Source organism: Legionella sainthelensi, assembly GCF_900637685.1.
GTDB lineage: Bacteria > Pseudomonadota > Gammaproteobacteria > Legionellales > Legionellaceae > Legionella > Legionella sainthelensi.
Genome location: NZ_LR134388.1, coordinates 428,788 through 446,989 on the forward strand (window position 1 = coordinate 428,788; position 18,202 = coordinate 446,989).

Genomic DNA, 18,202 nt, shown 5'->3' on the forward strand with positions numbered 1-18,202 from the left:
TAAGATCTTTTTCGCTATATGAGAGAAATATGACTCGTTTAATTAAAAAATATAAAAATCGTCGGCTCTATGATACGGAGACTAGCCAGTATATTACTCTTGAAGAGTTGCAACATTATGTTATCGATAATGTATTATTTAAAGTAGAAGACTCTCTCACAGGAAAAGATTTAACTAACTCCATTTTATTGCAGATTATTGTTGAGATGGAGGCGGGAACCACTCAATTTTTATCCCCTGAAATTTTACGACAAATTATATCATTAGCAAATCATCCTATGCAGGCCTCGTTAAAACAGATGATGGAGCAAATGTTTCAAGTCATGGAGAAGCCATTGCAAAATAATCCTTATGCCCAGGCAACTGAAACCTGGAATCAACAAATGCAAAAAATGATGCAACAATGGCAAAGTATATTTAAAGGTTAAGTCTTAATGATCCTTTTTATGGTGCATTGCAAAAAAATATGTTTTAACCCATTGACAAATCAACAGTGTATAGTCTAATATAAAATTGTGCATTGCAACATATTGGAGAATATCATGTATCAACAAAACTTTGACAAATGGACTGAAATAGCTAAGAAAATGCAAGAGCCTTTTCAAGCGATGGCTGAATTAAATGTTAAAACATTACAAGGTATTAATTATCTTAAACCCGAAGAAATCGCAAGTATTAAAAAGCCAGAGGAACTATTAGAGAAACATATTAATTTGGCTGTTGAAAATGGACACAAAACTTTGGATTACCTCCAAAAATCTTTTCAAATTATTGAGAAAGCGATGTTAGGTTTTGTGCAGGAAGCCAAAAAAACAGCTGCTGAAACAAAGCATTAATGTGCTATTTCTTTAAGAGCAGCTCAACTCATTATATTTGGGCTGCAGTTATTCTTTCTGTGTAGTCACTTAGTCCCAACACACATGTTTTCTGAAGAAATAACGGTTAAACTCAATTCCAAATATTTTTATTGAAAACGTAGTCAATATGACTTTCGGTGCATTATGTAGAAGGCTCAGAATAGGATTGCATTCTGCTACTCCTCGCCACGTTAAAGTTATTTCTATGTCGAACTCACGTTAATTTAGTAGATTCAAGCGCTTTTTCTGGGTTAAAATGCATAAAGTTATCTCATCTTTAGGTAATCTCTCAATAAGTCTGGAGAAAAGAAGTTGCCGTATATTCTATGGATGGTACGCAAAATCTAGGATCTGACTCAATGTCCTTCCTTCTTAAGGAGATAAGTTACAGGATACTTGAGTGGTTACCTCTTTATCGGACGACCTTCATTAAAGGAGGAGGGAATTACTAAAATAGGGGCAATGATTGATTATTTTTCGTTATTTGGCCAAAGAAGTGTTGATCACTTTGATTTCGCTAACATCCATACTCGTGTTGATTTTTTTGAGTAATCAGTTGATTCAATATCTTAATCGAGCGGCCTCTGGCAGTATTCCGGGGGTTATCATCATGAAACTGATGATGCTCGAGTTACCTACTTTGCTTTGTTTGCTTATCCCTTTGGGTTTTTACATCGCCATGTTACTTGCTTATGGTCGTTTGTATGCTGAAAGCGAGATGACCGTATTACGTGCTTGTGGTTATGGCCCACATAAATTGTTAAAACATAGCCTCATTATGGCTACTGTTGTGGCTTTTATCGTAGCTATCGTGATGATTTGGGGAAGTCCTTTAATTTACATTGAGCGTGCAAAATTATTACGCTCCACTGGAATACAGACCCTAGTGCAAACTATTATGCCGGGGCGTTTTCATGCTATTAACGAAGGCAAAGAGGTATTTTATGTGCAATCCATGAGTCGAGACCATACTAAGGCCGAACAAGTGTTTCTTGCAAAACGAACTACAGTAGACGAGAAAACACGCTGGGATGTATTATGGGCAGATCAAGCTTTTGCAGAAACTGATCCAAAAACAGGTGAAGATTATATTATTCTCCAAAATGGTAAGGAATACCAGGGAGTTCCTGGCCATGCTGATTATCAAATTGCTGAATTTGGTCAGTATAAAGCACGACTACCTCATCCGGTGGTAAAAATATCTGAAGATTTTCGCACTATAAGTACTGCCAATTTATTTCCATTCAATAATCCCGATCGTGCTAAAGCAGCTGAGTTACAATGGCGTTTTTCTGTACCCATTATGGTGTTTGCTTTGACTTTAATCGCAGTTCCTTTAAGCCGTATTAATCCTCGATCAGGTAAATTTGCCAAGTTATTACCGGCAATTATTATTTATATTATATATGCTAACTTATTATTCATTGCTCGAGATGCTATGGTGTCTGGAAAAATGCCGCAATGGTTAGGTTTATGGTGGGTACACCTGTGCATAATTGCATTTGGATTATGGCTGATCTGGCGTAATCAGGCAAAACTGGCATGACTATGAAAATATTAGATCGTTATATTGCGAAAACCGTTCTCGGATCCATTGGTTTAGTTACTTTAATGCTGATTGGTCTCCAAATTTTTATTTTATTTGTTGATCAAATAAGTGATTTGGGGCGAGTCGATTTTGGGATTGTGCAAGCTACTTTTTTTGTGATGCTGCAAATGCCTTATCAAGTTTATTTATTTTTTCCAATGGCAAGTCTTCTTGGTACTTTAATCGGTTTAGGTATCTTAGCGAATCATAGTGAATTAGTCATTATGCGGGCGTCAGGTATGTCCATAGGCCAGATTACCTGGGCAGTATTAAAGGCGTCCGTATTGCTCATTGTATTTGTTACAGTTTTAGGCGAGACCTTAGTTCCATACTTATCTCATTATGCAAATGATTATAAAACGGCAGCGATTAGTGGTGGTCAAACCTTGCGCACGTCAAAAGGATTTTGGCTGCGTTATAACAATGATTTTATTTCAGTAGGAATAGTGCTTTCCAATAATGTCCTGAATAATATTTATCAATTTCGTTTTGATAATCAACATCATTTGACAATGTCGCGTTTTATTCGTGAAGTTCGACATACTCCAACGGGATGGATAGCTTATGATGTACAACAAACAGAGTTTGCTGACGATCAGACGAAAGCACAAACTTTTGCCTCATTTCCTTGGGATGTATCGGTAAAACCTAAGATTTTGACAATTAGCAGCATCGATCCTGATGAAATGAACTTACGTGAATTGAATCGATACATAAGGGAACAAAAACTGAATCATCAAAATGTACATAATTATCAGTTTGCTTTTTTACAAAGGCTTATTCAACCATTTACAACTATGGTTATGATGATTCTTTCTATTCCGTTTATTTTTGGTCCATTACGCTCAACTACTATGGGGTCGAAGTTATTGGTGGGTGCCGCAGTAGGGTTTAGTTTTCATATTTTAAATCGCTTTTTTGGCCCACTAAGTACGGTGTTTCAATTACCACCAGAGTTATCCGCTTTGGGGCCAACGGTCATTTTTGCATTATTGGGACTTTATCTGATGAGAAGAGTACGGTAGCTGTAGTTTAATTAGGCAAACGTTCCGGGTAATAGCTTTTGCTCTAAATTTTATCCTGGCTCTTTAATAGCCCCCTGTTATTGTGGAGGGGTGAGTTCTTACAAATAGTTAGAATTTTCGCTGCCTTCCGCAAAAGCGGAAGGTTCAGGAGTAACAGATCAAAGATTGAGCGTATTTTGTGGCTCTTCACTCACATGAGTAAGTTCAGGTTGTATGGATATTTTATCGAGCTCAACTAAAACAGTGTCGATCAATTTTGCACGTTCTTCAATTTTCGCGACAAATGTCGTACTGTGGTTTAGGTTTTTTAAAAGAGCATGTATTTTTTCAGCATTTTCCGTCGAAATTCCAATTGCCTCTTCTAATTCCTTCGGACTTTTTTGGGCTAATGTATGGATAAGTTTCTGAATGTCATACGTGTCATTATTTAAATCTTCTTTAAATTGATCTAATGCCTTCCCCTTTTGGTTTAGGTTCGTTCGTTGGTCTGTGGTTAGTCCTACAAGATCTGTAAGTCCTTGGAGTATCCAACGATTTTTAGTAAGTTCTTCAGTTTTTGTTTTTCTTGATTCTGCTAAATGATTTTGATGGGCTTCGCATAATTCACGTAATCGTATAATTAAAGCCTCGCTCTTGAATTGCAATTGCACCATTGCAGGATAGGCTTTTTGTTTCTCCACAAAAAACTCATTTAATTTTACAATCTCAGCTTTATGGTTTTGCGCTGTATCCGAATCATCTAATGTTTTTGCGAGCTTATCAAGAAGCTGTAAATTGAGTTGAGCCTCTTTTACTTGCACATCAAATGTTTTTACTTGCATTTGATTGAGAGAGACTCTTATATTATTTACCAATGCCTTAGTTAAGAATTGATTTATCTTTTGTAATCGATCCTTCAATGCATCAATATCGGATAGGTTAAGAGGTTCTTTTGATGTTTCGTGTTTTCTTGTCTTTTCATGACGTAACTGTTCCACTTCGGCAAGTCGCTCATTAAAACTAGAAATCATTTCTTTGACAGCTATCAGATTCTTCGGTGTCTCTTCTTCAAGATTGTTAATTTCTTCTGCTACTGCAACTACATAGGCATCATATAACTTGCTATGAATCGTTCGTAGTTGTTTTTCTAGGTTTTCGACATCAGTAAAATCAATTTTTCCGGTTCCAATATGCATCAGAGCTCTTTCATTACGCAGCACTTTTACTTCTTCTTGCAGGGTATTAAAATAAGATAGTTTCTTCTTAATGTAGTTCAGATCATCGAGTTTGGCAGTCTCTAGAGTTGCAATTCTTTGAGCCATGCTCAATATACGCGTTTCGTAATGTATCTTTGCTCGCTCGCTATTAATGAGGGGGGAGGTAATAATTGGGCGTTGTAAGGGCTCTAAATCGTCGATCACAACGTGTTTTGTTTGTTGGATTTTCTCCCTTAATTCTTTACTTATTGAGGGTATATTCTTATCTAAAGGAATGCCTTCGAGCGCTTTTATAGCCTCGGTAGCTTGCTGTTTTTCCAATGCATCTTGACATTTAACTAATGGCGCAAGTTGACGTTGTAGCGCTATTTTCTTTTCAATAAGTGGTCTTAAGTTATCCATTTCCTTTTTAGCATTTTTTGCCGCATCGGATTTAAAATCAGCCCATTTTTCATCTGCTGGAAATTTTTCCAGAGCTCGTAGCATCATGTCTATATTGTTTAATCTAAGTGCAATATGACATTCTTGTAATGCAGGAATGACTTTTTCATTAAGAAAATTTTTTCGTGCCAGTGATATTTTCTGATCATCTTTTCCTGAGAAGTAGTGAAGAATCCTATCTAAAAATCCACCTCTGATGGGTAAGTGAGATTGCTCTACCAATTTAAGTCGTAGTGATTTTAATGATTCATTTAAGTTTTTATGAGTTTCTTCATCTTCTGGTTGGACAGCATTTATTGCATCCATCACTTTCGCGCTTTGCATTTTAAAAATAGGCGCAGCAGCGAAGCCAACTTCATGGTTTGGTACAAAATCAGGATTTTTTACCGCAATAAAACTAACAACATATCTGTCCATCTCGGTAGATGTTTTGCCATCAAGGGTTACCTTAGTCGGAACCAGGGCTACATGTTCTGGTAAATAAAAAGGATCATCTCTAGTCACAGACTCATGAGCCCCAACTTGTTTTGCTGAAAGTAATTGTTCTGGATCATTGATTTCAAAAATCGTATTTGAATCAAATATTGGTTCTGAACTCTTTGTTTTAGAAGCAATTTCATCTAACTTGATTTGCATAAATGCATGGCTAGAAAGGGTCGTAAAGAGATAGTTCTCTGTGTTCGCAATTATGGTGTTTGCTTGCTTTATCAGTTGTTGTTGAAATTCTTTGGGGATATTGAAGCCGCGGAACAGGATTTGCGGTGAGGGTTCCTGGTTTTTTGTATCTACCAGTGCTTTATTGGTGAGTGGAGTTAATAATGAAGCAAGTAAGACTTCTTTAAAGGTAGATTTTTCATCTTTATTTTGGGCAATGGCATTGACCCGGCTGGCATACCAGTTATTATTTTGCATGAGATTAATTAAATCAAGCTTGATTTGATTTTTCTCTCTACTGTCCTTTTTCCTAATATTTTTTTCCCAGGTATCGCCAAGTTTTTTGGCAGGTTCATTAAGGTCTGTTGGATGAAATTCAGTATCTTGTTCATGTTGCATTAACTGATCAATATTATTGATATCGGTATCATTTAACAATGAGCCTACAATAGTCATATCACATTTGGTCAATAAGTCACGAAAAAAAGACTCTTCGAGTTTTTGACCATTTAAAAAAACGTGATCGTCTTGAATCACATCAGGATTAGCCATAATTTGTTGGATAATACGCGCAGCAGCAATTTCGTCTCTATTGGATACTCTTTTTGCCTTCTCGGGCTCTGACTGCAACGTTTCTTTAATCACACCCATGACTATTTTTGATCGTGCTTGTCGGATGGCATCCAAGCAAGATGTAGGATTCTGCTCACATATTTTGGCAAAATCAGTTGGAAATGAATAAGGTGATGGCTTTAAATAGGTTTTGTAACCAGGGAATGATTTCTGTATCTCAGGAATAGCATAATACTCCTTGATGGATACGAACCGTTCATTTTCTTTCAGTCGATAATTAGAATCTACACGTCGGATGTTCTTAGACTCTGGAATTTTTCCTTCTTCGATAACGTATTTGTCACCATTATAAGGGTTTTCATACGGCCCGCCTCTGCTGGGATCTTCTTTAGCTTCCGGATTAAATTGAGGGACAACAGCTCCGGTGGCCAAGAAAAATTCTCGATGTGTTTTAAGAACAACTTCGGCTCCTCGTGAACCTAAAGAGTTTTTAAGTGTATAGTAGGCACGCTCGAGTACGACTTCTTGAGGTGCTTTGACTCTCATTAAATCAACCATGTGACCTTGATGGATTAACACATGTGCTGGAGTTCCATCCCAATTATGGGGTTTGTCCAGAATAATCGCGGCATAATGATCTACTTCTTTTTGATCTTTAAAGATTTTACCAATAAGTTTATTCTCTTCAACGCATTTTCTGAATGCTTGTTCACTTTTCTCGTGATATTCCTCATAGAAGTTTCTCTTATACTTAGAATCATATCCTGAGCGTTCATCATCTCTTCCAACCACAAAAAATGCTTGAGCGATGAGTATTTTTTTGAGTTCTTCTGGTGTAACATCGGCTAAAGTTTGACCATTTTTTGCTGTTCCTAACTTTTCTCCTCTGAATTTTGCTTTACGCGCTTCTTCAACCATTACTTCAGCACAAGCCATGGTGCGTACCGTATGTGCAAGGCCGTGAGTGCCTCTATCCGGTCCTTCATTGGGCTTGAGTCGTTCTCCGTTGGGATTTTTAGGATCTACCAATGGTCCAGGATAATCGTGCCTTAAATATTCTTTATGGACATAATTTACAATACTACGGACATCCTCATCATGTTCCAATAAGGCACTTTCTAAAGCAGACTCAGAAACTACTTGTGTCACAGTAGATTGCGTGGGTGTTTCTACAAGCGCAGAGGTTTTTCCAGTAGTGGCTAGTCTTAAAGCGGTTGCATCGTTTTTTGCATCACCGGCGGGAAACTCATTGGCAACAGCGCGTAGCCAAGCAGTAATTTGTCTATAACCATTTCCAGCGAGTTCATTTTGCATTTCTTGAGTGATGGTCTGGCCTAGATTTTCTAATGTTGGAGAATTATCACCTGTTAACGTTGCATGTGCTCTTACTCCTGCAGAAGCAACCCAATAACCACATAATCCCATGTTTAAACCCGTACCATTGGGAATCACAGAAAGTGTAGCGCCTTGAGGGAGTTTTCGGGATAGGATGTTTTGATATCCTTTTCCTGAATGTTCACCCAGGGGGTCGAAAAGATAGTATTGATTGCCTTTGCCTTTAATTAACATGATCCAGTGGCCGGATTCTTGTATTGGGCTCACAGCAGTTAATACAGGCATAAATCCTTGTTGATCCAATACATCCATTCGTATTTCAGGATTTCCATTGTAAATGATGCCGCTGGTAATGTTTTTCCCCATACGGTCAAAAATGGCACGCATACCATCTTGAGTTAATTCTACCCCTTTCACATATTCAGGCATTTAGATTTTCCTCAAAAAATGTTTGAATCGTCAATTGAAACTCTCTATCTATCAAACCCACAATGACACTTTTTATTATAAACCTAATATTATTAAGCTAACGTTAAGTTGATTAAGAATTAATTTAGTCGGCTTCTTTCAAGAAGCCATTTGCGCGAGTTCTCAGTGGGTTTATCACAACATCTCCTAAACAACACTTCATCAAAGTTATATAATTAAATAGTCAAAATCCAAAAATTGCTCGTCAGGTATTTCTTGATTAGCTTGAGTAAGGGCAAATTGCATGGATGTATTACTTAGCTCAACTGAAAGAGTATCGATTAATTTTGTACGCTCTTTAATTTTAGCGACAAATGTTGTATTGCGGTTTAGGTGTTTTAACAGTTCGTGGAGTTTCTCGGCATTTTCAGTAGAGATTCCAAATGCTTCTTCTAATTCATCAGCATTTTTCTTTGCTAAGTGATTGATCAATTCCTTTATATTATATTTATCATTATTTAAACCTTTCTTAAATCGGTCTAATTCTTTTCCTTTTTTCGCTAGGGTTGCTCGTTCGTCTGTGGTTAGACCTATGAAGTCAGTAAATCCTTGAAACATCCAACGATTTTTAGAAAGTTCTTCAGTTCTTTTTCTCGATGTTACCTGGCGCATTTCACATAATTCACGCAGCTGTATAATTAAGGCCTCGCTCTTAAATTGCAATTGCGCCATTGCTGGGTAGGCTTTTTGTTTCTCCATAAAAAATTCATTTAGTTTCCCGATCTCAATTTTTAGTTCTTGTGCTGTAGTCGAATCATCCAGCGTTTTTGCGAGTTTATCAAGCAGTTGTAAATTTTGTTGGGCTTCTTTTTTCTGCTCGTCAAACGTCATTATTTCCATTTGGTTGAGAGAGACTTTAATATTGCTTATTAACATTTTAATTAAGGATTGATTCGCCTGTTGCAATCGACCTTTTAGTCCATCGATATCTGATAGATTAAGAGGTTCCTTGAAGGTTTCGTGTTTTTTTACACTTTCTTGATGTAATTGGTTTACTTCAGCGAGAACTTCATTAAATATTGAGATAGTCCTTTTTACATCAGCTAGGTTCTTAGGTTTTTGTTGTTCCAGTAGGTCAATTTCATTTGTTATGTGGACTGCATAAGCATCATATAATTTGTTATGAAGTATGTGTAGTTCTTCTTCTAGTTTTTCGATATCATCAAACTCAACTGCTTTGTCTGGAGATTGCAGCAGCGTTTTTTCATGACGCAACAATTTTACTTCCTCTTGTAGGACGTTAAAATCAGAGATCGCTTTCTTAACTCTGACTAAGTTGGATAGTTTTACCATGTTTTGATCTGCAATTCTCTTGGTGATGCTGATTATAAGTGCTTCATAACGTTTTCCCACTTGCTCAGCATTAGTGAGCACGGGGGGCATGGCCACATGTTGCATTGGAGCCAAGTTTGCAGATATTTCTTGTTTCGTACGTTGAATCTGCTCTTTTATGTTGCTGCTTATCCATAGCATATTGCTCATGTTATGCTCGGAGGGAATGCTTTCGAGTGCTTTTAAAGCTTCAGTGATTTGTTGTTTTTCTAAGGCATCTTGGCATTTCATTAAAGGAATCAGTTGATTTTGAAGGGCAATTTTCTTTTCAATAAGCGGTTTTAGACTATCCATTTCCATTTTAGCTGCTTTTGCGGTATCTGATTTAAAATGAGACCATTCTTTATCTGAGGGAAATTTTGTTAAAGCTCGTTGCATCATTTCCGTATTATTTAATCTAAGTGCGATATGACATTCCTGTAATACCGGGATCACTTTTTGATTAAGAAAGTTTTTTCGTTCCAGTGATATTTTTTGATCGTTTTTTCCTGAAAAGTAGTGAAGAACTCTATCTAAAAAGCCACCCCTGATGGGTAAATGAGATTGCTCTACCATTTTAAGCCGCAGTGATTTTAGCGTTTCATTTAAGTTTCCCTGGGCTTCTATGTTTACATCATCTATTACTTTCGCTACGGTTGCGGTTTGTATTTTTATAAAAGGAAGAAGTGCAAAGCCGTTTTGATGTCGTGGCGAAAAATCGGGGCTTTGTACTGCCACGCAGGTGAAAATATGGCGATCATTTCCGGTAGTGGTTTGACCATCAAGGGTAAGCTTAATTGGGATTAGGGCAATATCCTCTGGCAAATATATGGAATATTCACTTTCGGAGCCTTCCACATGAGTTCCCACTTGTTTCGGTTGCAGCAATCCGTCGGGATCAAGCATTTCAACGATGGTGTTTGAATCAAACATATCTCTGGGAACCGCAATATTTGTGGATGTGCTTGCGTTTGTTCTGGCGGAAATAGAGCTGTAATCATTTAACTTAATTTGTTTAAAGGTTTCTGCGGAGGGATCTGTAAAGAGATGTTCTGTAGTGTTAGCTATGATCTTATGGGTTTGATTGATTAATTTATTTTTAAACTCTTCTGACAGATTTAATCCGCGAAATAGTGTTTTTGGTGGTGGAGAGATATTTGTATCCACCAATGATTTTCTCGTTAGTGGAGTCATTAAGGCAGTAATTAGCACTTCTTTAAATGTTGAGCCCTTGTCTCTGTTTTGGGCAATTGCATTAACACGACTGAAGTACCAGGCATCATTTTGCATTAAAAAAATTAAATCCGTTTCGATCTGGAGTACTCCTCCACCTTGTCTGATTGTATTTTCCCAGGTCTCTCCAAGTTTTTTTGGGGGCTCATTGGGGGCCGTTGGATGGAATTCAGTATCTTTTTCATGTTTCATTAACTGGTCGATATTTTTTATGTCGGTGCTATTTAACAATGAACCTACAATAGCCATATCACATTTGGCTAATAAATCACGGAAGAATGATTCATCAAGGCGTTGACCATTTAAAAAAACGTGATCGTTGTGAATCACATCAGGATTAGCCAGAATTTGTTGGATAATGCGTGATGCTGCAATTTCATCAACATTGGCGTTTCTTCTGGCCAATTTATTACTAAATTGAATGGCTCCCTTTATCGGCGAAATTTTTGACTGATTGTTCGCTGTTTGTAATTGCCCTAAACAAAAATCGACATCATTTTCACATTGAGCTCTTTCATCGGAATTTGTATGTTGCAAGTATGCATATTCACTAAGTTTTGGCAGTCCTCTTTCGAGTTTTTTTCCTGAGCCCGGGAATTGACGCTGTATTTCATCAAGTTGTAGGTATTCATCCACGCGCATCCAGCGTTCGTTTTCTTGTAACTGATACGAAGTAGGAAAAAATGCTAATGTTCCTTGAGTCTCGCCTTTTCTAGGTTTATTTCGGATTGGCTGACCATCTTCACCAATGACATACCGTCCCAAGCCTCCTTTTCCGAATTTAAATTTTTCTTGTTCCTGTAATTTGTATGTGGGAGGGAAAAATTTTATTTTACCCTTTTTTTCTCCTTCCTTTGGAGTTTCTCTAATTGGGTTACCATTTTTATCAATGACATAGCGAAATTCATTAGTACTCGTGACCAAATGTGGCTCACGGTTGTTGCAGTCAAAAGAGCTAACCATTTCATAGGTGGCATCGAAAAATTTTCTTTGTTTGGCAAAAACAGCCTCAGTTCCTATGGTCCCAATCCAGGGTTGAAGTGATTTAAAATAACTTTCTAAATAAGATTCTGTAGGTTGTTTTACCCTCATGAGATCGACCATATGACCTTTGTTGACCAGTACGTGTGCTGGAGAGTTCTCCCACTTGTGATCTTTATCTTCAATAACATCTGCATAAAAATTCACGTCATCTTGGTCGTTGAAGATATGTGGAATTAAAAGGGATTCGTTTTCTCTTACATATTTTAAAAATGCATCTCTACTTTGTTCATGATATCGCTCATAATTATTTTCCGACTCTTCATCATCTCGCCCAGCAACAAAAAATGCTTGGGCAATCATGATTTTTTTTAATTCATCATGGGTAACATCGGCTATAGTACGCTTGTCTTTGAATGTTTTTAAAGATTCCCCTCTGAGTTTTGCTTTACGTGCTTCTTCAACCATTACTTCGGCATAAGCCATTGTTCGTAAAGTATGAGCAAGGCCATGAACAGGCCTATTTACAATTTTGTCTCCGTTTTTTCCCATCTGTGCGGGAGTTGCTTCTACGGTGCCTGTGTATTTTTTTCCTAAATAATTATTAAACACATATTTCGCCGCCATTCTTACTGTGCTATCGGTGTACAAGGAAAAACCATTCCAAGGAGGAAGATAAGGCTCTGTGCTTGTAGCGGGTTTTGAGGTTGATTCTGTAGCTACGTTTTCACCCGCAGTGATAGTTGATTGCGCAAGGATTTTGAGATGTAACTCTTTTTCAGTAGAGTGTCTTAAAGCAGTAGCATCGGTTTGAGCATCACCTGCTGGAAATTTATTGGCAACAGCCTGTAACCAACCAGTAATTTCCCCATAACCATTGCCATCGAGTTCATTTTGCATCTCTTGAGTGATGATTTGGCCTAGACTGTCTAGAGCAGGGGGATTATCCCCCGTTAAGGCTGTATGTGCTCTGACTCCAGCAGAAGCAATCCAATAGCCACATAAGCCCATGTTGAATCCGGCGTCATTGGGAATGACAGAAAGTGTAGCGTTTTCGGGGAGTTTTCGAGCGAGAATGTTTTTATATCCTTTTCCTGAACCTTCACCTAAAGGGTCGAAAAGGTAGTAATGATTGCCTTGGCCTTTAATTAACATGATCCAGTGGCCAGATTCTTGTGTAGGACTCACCCCGGTTAATATGGGCATCAATCCTTGTTGATTTAGTACATCTACTCGTATGTCAGGATTTCCATTATAAATAATACCGCTGGTAATGTCTTGTCCCATGCGTTCAAAAATGGCACGCATACCCTCTTGGGTTAACTCTACCCCTTTTACATACTTAGGCATATTGCTCTCTCTGTGATGCTGCTTTAAGAATAGCGTTTGCAGTTGTGCTGCATATTAACACAGTATGTAAATATATTATAATAATTTTGGTGTGATTGATCTTTAAGTGGACAAGGTGTAAGTTTACTTGAGTTTTATCTAGATCTAGGAAGCAATGATGAAAAGATTGTCGGGGTTTTGCTTGCGAATTTATGCGGATTAAACGCATAAACGCGCAAGCAATGACAGAGATTAAAATCCCACGATATTTTGTTGCGATGGTTCTTGATCAACTTGAGTAGGCTCAGGTTGTATGGATATTTTACCGAGTTCAACTAAGACCGCGTCGAGCAATTTTGAACGTTCTTCAATTTTAGCGACAAATGTTGTGCTGTGGCTTAGACTATTTAAAAGTGCATGTACTCTTTCAGCGTGTTCCGCAGAAAGTCCAATTGCTTCTTCTAATTCCTCGGGACTTTTCTTCGCTAATTTATTAATAAGTTTCTGTATGTCATACTTATCATTATTTAAATCTTCCTTAAATTTATCCAATACTTTCTCTTTATTAGCTAACGTCACCCGTTCGTCCGTTGTGAGGCGTATGAAATCAGTAAACCCTTGAAACATCCAACGATTTTTAGTAAGTTCTTCAGTTTTTGTTTTTCTTGATTTTGCGAAATTATTCTGGTGAGCATCACATAATTCACGTAATCGTATAATTAAAGCCTCACTCTTGAATTGCAGTTGTAGCATTGCAGGATAAGCTTTTTGTTTTTCTACGAAAAACTCATTTAATTTTACTATATCTGCTTTTTGCTTTTGCGCGGCATCAGAATCATCTAATGTAGTTGCAAGCTTCTCGAGGATTTGAAAATTGTGCTGCGCTTCTTTTGTCTGCTCATCAAATGTTTTTACCTCTAATTGATTTAAAGAAGTCCTCATTGTATTGATCATTGCTTTCACTAAAAATTGATTCATTGTTTGTAATTGATTTTTTAATTTATCAATATCGGACAGATCAAGAGGGTCTTTTGATGTGCCATGTTTTCTTATCTTTTCTTGATGCAATTGCTCTATTTCAGCAAGTCGCTCATTAAAGTTAGAAATCATTTCTTTCACAGCAGTCAGATTTTTAGGTTTTTCTTCCTCAAGCAAGTTGATTTCTTCTGCTATCTGGATGATATAGGCATCATATAATTTATTGTGAATTGTTCGTAGTTGCTCTTCTAATTTCTCGATATCAGCAAAGTCAACGGTACCGGTCTCAGAATACAGCCGAACTTTTTCATTGCGTAACAATTTTATTTCTTCTTGTAGGACATTAAAATTAGCGAGTTCCTTTTTAATACAAGTCACATCATCGAGCTCTGCTTTATCTAGAGTTGTAATGCGCTGTGTTATGCTGGCTATAAGCGCTTCATAACGTTTCCTTACTTGCTCAGGATTCGTGAGTACAGGAGTAATGACGGCGTGTTGTAAAGGCTCTAAATTTCCGATTAACTCTTGTTTTGCTCGTTGGATTTGCTCTTTTACGTTGTGACTAATGGATGATACTTGGTTCATCTCTTTATCAGACGGGATACTATTAAGTGCTTGTAACGCAGCAATAATGTCTTTTTTCGCCAAAGAACTCTCACATTGATGCACACCAGCGAGCGTTTGCTCGAGTAGTAATTTTCTTTCAACCATTTCCTTAATGACGACCATTTGTATTTTTATTTGTCTGGCTTCTGGAGTAGTAAAATCTGCCCATTGCTCGTATTTGGGGATGGAGGCAAGAGCCTTACTGAGGTTATTCCCTTCCAAGAGTGCATTAAGGCAATTTTCCAACGCAGGGCTTACTTGTTCATTAAGGAATGTTTTATACCTACCGTTAATGGATGATTGCGCCTGTCTGCTGATTCGCATTTGTAAATTAAATATTTGTTCTAAATCAGGTGCTTCTTGAGCTTTTTCAACGATATCTTTGATCAAGGCCAACGGTGCTGCTTGCATCTTCAGAAGAGTCTCAACCGCATAACCACTTTCGTGTCGTCGAGAAAAGTCAGGACTTTTAATCGTTGTAAACGTGATAATATATCGATCCATTCCTTTAGAATTTTTACCATCAAGAGTTACTTTAGTAGGGATTAAGGCAACATCATCCGGTAAATAAAATGAAAACTCATCTTCAGTTCCGGGCATATGAGTACCAACCTGTTTTGCTTGCAGTAAACGATCAGGATCATTGATTTCAAAGATGGTATTCGAATCAAAGGTTGTTCTTGGGACCTCAATATTTGTAGAGTTACTTGCATTCGTTTTGGCGGAGATATTACTAAAGTCATTTAATTTGATTTGCATAAAGTCTTGCGCAGACAAATCAGTAAAGAGATGTTTTGCCGAATTTGCAATGATCGCATTGGCTTGATTAATCAGTTTCTTTTGATACTCTTCAGAAAAACCTAAACCGCGGTACAACGTTTGTGGTGAAGAAGCTCTACCGTAGGTATCTACCAGTGATTTACTGGTTAATGGAGTCAGCAATGCAGTAATCACTACCTCTTTAAATGTTGATCCTTTATCTCTATTTTGGGCAATTGCATTGACGCGGGTGTAGTACCAACCGTCATTTTGCATGAGATAAACTAAATCATGTTTTATCTGATCTCTATATCTGCTGTCTTTTTGTCTAACTACTTTATCCCAAGTTTCTCCAAGTTTTTTTGCAGGATCTTTCGGATCGGTTGGATGAAATTCAGTATCATTCTCATGCTGCATTAACCTATCGATATTATTAATATCGGTATCATCCAATAAGGATCCAACAATGGCCATGTCACATTTAGCTAACAAGTCTCGGAAAAATTGTTCTTCCAATTTTTGGCCATTTAAAAGAACATGATCGTTTTGAATCACTTCAGGATTAGCCATGATTTGGTGGATAATCCGTGCTGCGGCAATTTCATCCACATTAGGTTGTCTTCTGATCTTGTTTGAAGGAGCTTGCAACGCTTCTTTTACTGCATCCATTTTTACTTGTTGGCGCGCTTCTTTGATGGCTCCTAGACATAGGGAGGGTTTCTGCTCACATGTTCTTGCAAAATCAGTTGCGGGGCTCTCTGCTAACTGTACATTATAACCAGGAAATTTTTCTTGGATTTCAGGAAGGCTATAATATTCTTTTATAGTTACAGGGCGTTCGTCTTCTGTCATGGGACTTTTCGATTTTGTAATGCGAATGTCACTCATGGAATTTACATCTTTGCCCTTTTGTATCACATATTTTTCACCACTATAAGGATTTTCATAAGCACCTCCTTCTTTAAATAATTTTCTAGCTTCCTCAGAATGAATATTATTTTCCTCAATCGCAGTATGTTCTCTTATCGTTACAAAACGCTCATTGTCCTTAAGCTTATAATAAGGAGCTACGCGTCGTGCCTCAGCTAATGTATTGATCACTTTATCTTTTTCTATAACGTATTTTTGAGAAACCATATTCTCGTAAGGCTCTTCCGCTCTGAGGTTTTCTTTTGCCTGAGGATTAAATGCGGGAACTGCGGATCCAGTAGCCAAGAAAAATTGTCGGTGCGTTCTGAGAACGACTTCGGCTCCTAGAGAACCTACCGACTTTTTAAGTGTATTGTAGGCGCGTTCTACCACTACTTCGGGAGGCGACTTGACTCTCATTAAGTCCACCATATGCCCTTGATGGATTAAAATATGTGCAGGGGTCCCATCCCAATTATGGGGATTGTCGCGAAGAATTTCAGCATAATGTTCTACTTCTTCTTGATCTTTGAAGATGTTGCCAATGAGCTTATTGTCTTCAACGTATTTCCTAAAAGCAGCTTCACTTTGCTCATGATATTCGTCATAAAAATCTCGGTCACACGTTTTATCATATCCTGAACGTTCATCATCTCTTCCTACCACAAAGAATGCTTGGGCGATGAGAATTTTTTTCAATTCTTCTGGTGTGACATCAGCTAAGCTCTGACCATTTTTCGCGGTTCCTAGTTCCTCTCCTCTGAATTTTGCTTTACGTGCTTCCTCGATCATTACTTCAGCACAAGCCATGGTTCGTACCGTATGAGCAAGGCCATGAGTTGTTCGATCAGGTCCTTCGTTTGGAGGAAGTCGTCCTTCAGTGGGATCTTTGGGATTTTTTAGTGGTCCAGGGTAGGGATGTCTTAAATATTCATTATGGACATATTCTACAACATTGCGGACATCGAGATCATTTTCCATTAAAGTGCTGTTTAGAATAGATGTAGGAGCGGTTTGTGATGCCGTTGGCTGTGTGGGTATTTCTTTAGGAGTTGATGTTTTTCCAGTTAAAATAAGCGCCGGGATTTCTATGCGTAACTCTTTTTCTGTAGCGCGTCTTAAAGCAGCTGCCTCGGTGTGTGCGCCACCATCTACGGGGAATTCGTTGGCAACAGCTCGTAGCCAACCAGTAATTTCTCCATAGCCATTGCCATCGAGTTCATTTTGCATTTCTTGAGTGATGGTTTGGCCTAAATTTTCCAGGGTTGGCGGATTATCGCCTGTTAATGCTGTATGCGCTCTTACCCCTGCAGAAGCAACCCAATAGCCGCATAAGCCCATGTTGAGTCCAGCGCCATTGGGTATCACAGAAAGGGTAGCGTCTTCGGGGAGTTTTCGAGATAGAATGTTCTTATATCCGTTTCCCGAACCTTCACCCAGAGGGTCGAAAAGGTAGTAGTTATTGCCTTGTCCTTTAATTAACATGATCCAGTGGCCAGATTCCTGTGTAGGACTCACTCCTGTTAATATGGGCATAAATCCTTGCTGATTTAGTACATCTACTCGTATGTCAGGATTTCCATTGTAAATGATACCGCTGGTAATATCTTGTCCCATGCGTTCAAAAATGGCACGCATACCATCTTGAGTTAGTTCTACATCTTTTACGTATTTCGGCATTGTGCTCTCTCTAATAAGAATAAATACTACTTTAATTATAGTTTTGGATTAAATATTGTCACTATGGTCAAACATTATAATTAATAAACTTTAAGAAAATATTAAGAACTTAAAGAAATCAATAAAGATTGAGTTGCTTGAAATGACCTGTCATTGATGTTTCATTTAGCTGGGAGGTATTGCATTTGTCTGCAGCACCTAGAAACAATAAAAACACGTATTTCCATCCATAGAGTATTACTTGGCAGGGCGTAACTAGTAACTGATGCTATAGTTTTG

General features: G+C 37.9%; 7 protein-coding genes. 4 read left to right on the top strand and 3 right to left on the bottom strand.

The genetic code is table 11. The features are described from left to right. The first annotated feature begins 29 nt into the window (after positions 1 to 29). From EL220_RS01870 to lptG, 4 genes are all read left to right on the top strand, one after another. Positions 30 to 428 (top strand): polyhydroxyalkanoate synthesis regulator DNA-binding domain-containing protein, encoded by a 399-nt coding sequence (locus tag EL220_RS01870; RefSeq protein ID WP_027270951.1) that lies wholly within the window; start codon positions 30 to 32, stop codon positions 426 to 428. Between the two features lie 114 nt (positions 429 to 542). Further along, positions 543 to 836 carry a phasin family protein gene (locus EL220_RS01875; protein WP_027270952.1) on the top strand — a complete coding sequence of 98 codons (294 nt, stop codon included), beginning with the start codon at positions 543 to 545 and terminating at the stop codon, positions 834 to 836. A 487-nt stretch (positions 837 to 1,323) separates the two neighbouring features. Then, positions 1,324 to 2,403, top strand: a complete 1,080-nt coding sequence (gene lptF, locus EL220_RS01880) for an LPS export ABC transporter permease LptF (RefSeq protein WP_027270953.1) — start codon at positions 1,324 to 1,326, stop codon at positions 2,401 to 2,403. Next, positions 2,400 to 3,470 (top strand): LPS export ABC transporter permease LptG, encoded by a 1,071-nt coding sequence (gene lptG, locus EL220_RS01885; protein ID WP_027270954.1) that lies wholly within the window; start codon positions 2,400 to 2,402, stop codon positions 3,468 to 3,470. The genes lptF and lptG overlap by 4 nt, the downstream gene beginning before the upstream one ends. Positions 3,471 to 3,628: 158 nt before the next feature. Here the strand turns inward: lptG and EL220_RS01890 are convergent, their stop codons facing one another. The 3 genes from EL220_RS01890 to EL220_RS01900 form a co-directional block, all read right to left on the bottom strand. After that, the gene (locus EL220_RS01890) at positions 3,629 to 8,098 is read right to left on the bottom strand and encodes a SidE phosphodiesterase domain-containing protein (RefSeq protein ID WP_027270955.1); all 4,470 of its coding nucleotides are present in this window, start codon (positions 8,096 to 8,098) and stop codon (positions 3,629 to 3,631) included. 207 nt (positions 8,099 to 8,305) lie between these two features. After that, complete coding sequence (locus EL220_RS01895; protein ID WP_027270956.1) at positions 8,306 to 13,012, bottom strand: SidE phosphodiesterase domain-containing protein; 4,707 nt, start codon at positions 13,010 to 13,012, stop codon at positions 8,306 to 8,308. 231 nt (positions 13,013 to 13,243) lie between these two features. Continuing rightward, entirely contained in the window at positions 13,244 to 17,923 is a 4,680-nt protein-coding gene (locus tag EL220_RS01900) for a SidE phosphodiesterase domain-containing protein (protein ID WP_027270957.1), read from the bottom strand. Positions 17,924 to 18,202: the final 279 nt, after the last annotated feature.

Coding starts and splice junctions, on each gene's coding strand:
- lptG (WP_027270954.1), top strand. CDS start 2,400: ATGACTATGAAAATATTAGATCGTTATATTGCGAAAACCGTTCTCGGA.
- EL220_RS01875 (WP_027270952.1), top strand. CDS start 543: ATGTATCAACAAAACTTTGACAAATGGACTGAAATAGCTAAGAAAATG.
- EL220_RS01890 (WP_027270955.1), bottom strand. CDS start 8,098: ATGCCTGAATATGTGAAAGGGGTAGAATTAACTCAAGATGGTATGCGT.
- EL220_RS01870 (WP_027270951.1), top strand. CDS start 30: ATGACTCGTTTAATTAAAAAATATAAAAATCGTCGGCTCTATGATACG.
- EL220_RS01895 (WP_027270956.1), bottom strand. CDS start 13,012: ATGCCTAAGTATGTAAAAGGGGTAGAGTTAACCCAAGAGGGTATGCGT.
- EL220_RS01900 (WP_027270957.1), bottom strand. CDS start 17,923: ATGCCGAAATACGTAAAAGATGTAGAACTAACTCAAGATGGTATGCGT.